We start from the raw sequence: 485 nt of genomic DNA, 5'->3' as shown, positions 1-485 counted from the left end.
CGTAAAAGTGAATGGCAAATGGGCATATCTATACCGTGCAGTTGACCAACGTGGCCATACTCTTGATTTCTATCTTTCTGCTAGACGAAATACCCATTCAGCTTATTGTTTTCTTGGTAAGATTTTGAATCATGTCAAAAAATGGCAGATTCCACGAGTCATAAACACTGATAAGGCTCATACCTATGGCCGTGCTTTGTCGCGACTAAAACAGGAAGGAAAGTGTCCTGAAGACCTGGACCATCGACAGATTAAATACAAGAATAACGTGATTGAATGTGATCATGGCAAGCTCAAACGGATCATCAAGGCTACGTTGGGATTCAAGTCTATGAAAACGGCTTATGCCACAATTAAAGGAATTGAGGTTATGCGTGCTCTACGCAAAGGACAAGCTTCATTATTTTATAACGGTAATATTCTAGGAGAAGTTTGGCTAGTAAATAGAGTTTTCGGTCTCTAAGCTTTTTTGAAGGGAAAATCAT

The 485-nt window shown here is 39.6% G+C and carries 1 protein-coding gene; it reads left to right on the top strand.

Going from position 1 to position 485, the window contains the following annotated elements:
• Positions 1 to 463, top strand: a 463-nt coding sequence (locus ACY3FQ_RS18680) for an IS6-like element IS1007 family transposase (RefSeq protein WP_489774633.1), incomplete at its 5' end; no start/stop codon positions are given.
• Positions 464 to 485 lie beyond the last annotated feature (22 nt).

This window comes from Acinetobacter sp. AB03, from assembly GCF_058107045.1.
The sequence above is the reverse complement of the archived record's forward strand: the minus strand, read 5'-3'. Positions and strand labels throughout refer to the sequence as shown.